Origin of the sequence: Nonomuraea sp. NPDC049695 (genome assembly GCF_040674955.1) — a bacterium.
GTDB lineage: Bacteria > Actinomycetota > Actinomycetes > Streptosporangiales > Streptosporangiaceae > Nonomuraea > Nonomuraea helvata.
The window spans coordinates 1-2,721 of sequence record NZ_JBFANV010000206.1 but is presented as its reverse complement, the minus strand read 5'-3'; the positions used below and the strand labels follow the sequence as shown (position 1 = coordinate 2,721).

Sequence of the window (2,721 nt, the reverse complement as noted above, 5' to 3'; positions counted from 1 at the left end):
CCAAGGACGACACCGGCCAGGCCATCGCGGCCAAGCTGCCCGAGGTGAGCAAGGGCGGCGAGAAGTGCAAGAGCTTCAAGGAGTGCGTCGACCTGCTCAAGGCCGGCAAGGACATCGACTACGACGGCCTCAGCGGCCCGGTGGAGTTCGACGACGCCGGTGACCCCTCGGTGGCGACGATCGGCGTCTACCAGTACGGCGACGACAACAAGTACCCCGGCAAGGCGCTGGAGTACCGCACCGGCAAGATCGAAGGGTAAACCTTATCGGTCCAGGCCGCACGTCCTCAGCGCGTACGTGATGAGGCGGTCCTGCAGCGGCTTGGGCGGCACCACGATGACCACGCGTTCCTGGCCCCCGTCGATGCTGGCCCGCACGGGGAACAGGAACGCCTTCTTGGCCTCGGCGAACGCGTGCGGGTCGCAGCGGCCGGGGGTGAGCGCGATCGGCACCTCGATCCGCTGCTGCCCGGCCGCCAGCACGCCCAGGGGCCGGTGGCCGGGCGTGACGATGAAGTGGGTGGTCCCGCCCATGTCGTTCAGCGTGACAGCGCCCTCGCCGCGCCGGGTGAGCACCAGGTCGCCCCGCATGGCCTTGCCCGACTCCTTCCACTCCGGGCCGAACTCGATGTCCACCGCCTCCTTGATCAGGAACTCGGAGCACTCGTCCCGCAGCAGCCTGGCCAGCAGCGGGTCGGGGTGCGGCACGTCGAACACCACCTTGCGCGGCGGCTCCGAGCCGGTGCTGAGGTGCGCCACGACCGTGGCGGGCCGCACCTCGGGCAGGCCCTTGGGGGTGCAGTTGGCGGGGCCGTACGTGATGCGCAGGTCCGTGCGCTCGGTCTTCTTGATGGCGCTGTCGATCCGTTGCGGCGGGAGCGTTCTGAACGAGGGCGTGACAAGCTGGACATCGGCGAAATAGACGGGTGTGTCGGTGGTATTGCGGACGGCCACCTCGATCGCGTGCACGGGCTCGTCCGAACGCCATTGCGCCAGTGAGACGGATACACCGCCGGGGGGCTTCGCGGAAGGCGGAGGAGGCGGCTCGGAGGAGCCGCAACCGGTGAGGAGCACCGCCGTCACGAGGAGAACCGTAAAGCGCTTCACTCAGTGCAGATTAAGCGTCCTTGCGCAGGTCCCGTAAGTTGAGGAGTGATTACGACTCCGCATCCAAGTGCCGACAGTTCTTCAGTGCATCTGTTGGGAGCACGCTGCGGTTTTGTACGTTTCCAGCATTCGTTCGGGAACGCTCGGCGCAGCTGGCGGCTCCCGGCCTCTGGAAATGAAGGAGACACTTCATGGTCCGCATTGCTCCCGTGGGTCGGGCGCTGGCTGTCGTGGCTGCCACCAGCCTCGCCCTGACAGCCTGCGGCGGTGGCGGAGGCAACACCGCCACGCAGACGTCCACGTCTGCCGCGCCATCCTCGTCGGCGCCCGCCGCGGCCAAGGGCGACGGCACGCTGACCCTCGGCACGCTGCTGCCGCAGACGGGTTCGCTGGCCTTCCTCGGCCCGCCCGAGATCGCGGGAGTCAACCTCGCCGTCAAGGAGATCAACGAGGCCGGTGGCGTGCTGGGCAAGCCGGTCACCAAGTACGACACGGACTCGGGCGACACGACCACCAACATCGCCTCGCAGTCGGTGGACAAGCTGCTGGCGCAGAAGGCCGACGCCATCATCGGCGCCGCGTCGTCGTCGGTGTCGGAGTCGGTGATCGACAAGATCACGGGTGCGGGCGTGATCCAGTTCTCGCCGGCCAACACCTCCGACAAGTTCACCACGATCAACGACAAGGGCCTGTACTTCCGTACCTCGCCGCCCGACAAGCTGCAGGGTCGCGTGCTGGGCGACCTCGTGGTCTCCGACGGCAACGACACGGTCGGCATCCTCGCGATGCAGGACTCGTACGGCACCGGCCTGGCCGACCAGGTGCAGAAGACCGTCACCGACGGTGGCGCCGAGGTCGTCGAGCGCGTCGACTACGACCCGAAGGCGGCCGACTTCTCCGCCGACGTGGCGAAGATCAAGGCGAAGAACCCGAAGGGCATCGTGCTGATCGGGTTCGAGGAGACGGCGAAGGTCATCGCCGAGCTGGTCAAGCAGGGCCTGCCCGCGGACAAGCACAAGTGGTACATGGTGGACGGCAACACGTCCAACACGAACTACGTGAAGATGCCCAAGGGCACGCTCGACGGCGTCAAGGGCACGATCCCCGGCGCCGCGGCTCCCGAGGAGTTCCAGAGCAAGCTGAAGGAGATCGACCCCAAGCTGCAGGACTTCAGCTACGCCCCCGAGTCGTACGACGCGGCGAACCTGCTCGCGCTGGCCGCCGAGGCCGCCAAGAGCGACGCCGGCGTGGACATCGCGGCCAAGCTGGCCGAGGTGAGCAAGGGCGGCGAGAAGTGCAAGAGCTTCAAGGAGTGCGTCGACCTGCTGAAGGCCGGCAAGGACATCGACTACGAGGGCGTCAGCGGCCCGGTCGAGTTCAACGAGGCCGGTGACCCGGCCGTCGCCACCATCGGCATCTACCAGTACGGCGCCAACAACAAGTACGCCACCAAGGCGCTCGAGTACCGCACCGGCAACATCGCCGGCTAGTACCGCCGCCTACGCAGAAGGGCCCGGCCCGCTTAGGTTCCAATGATCGTTGCAACACCTGATCTATCCAGGGGTTGCAGTGTTCGAGATCCGGCAGGATCGGTCGCCACAGGGCCGGAAGAAGC

Annotated in this window: 2 protein-coding genes and 1 pseudogene; 2 read left to right on the top strand and 1 reads right to left on the bottom strand. The window is 67.1% G+C overall.

The annotated features are described in order from the left end of the window. Positions 1-260: pseudogene (locus tag AB0J64_RS56975) on the top strand (amino acid ABC transporter substrate-binding protein); the annotation flags it as partial. A 3-nt stretch (positions 261-263) separates the two neighbouring features. Here the strand turns inward: AB0J64_RS56975 and AB0J64_RS56970 are convergent. Further along, complete coding sequence (locus tag AB0J64_RS56970) at positions 264-1,082, bottom strand: hypothetical protein (protein WP_364047108.1); 819 nt, start codon at positions 1,080-1,082, stop codon at positions 264-266. Between the two features lie 215 nt (positions 1,083-1,297). Here AB0J64_RS56970 and AB0J64_RS56965 point away from each other — a divergent pair, with 215 nt between their 5' ends. After that, positions 1,298-2,596 (top strand): ABC transporter substrate-binding protein, encoded by a 1,299-nt coding sequence (locus tag AB0J64_RS56965; protein WP_364047105.1) that lies wholly within the window; start codon positions 1,298-1,300, stop codon positions 2,594-2,596. The last annotated feature ends 125 nt before the right edge of the window (positions 2,597-2,721 follow it).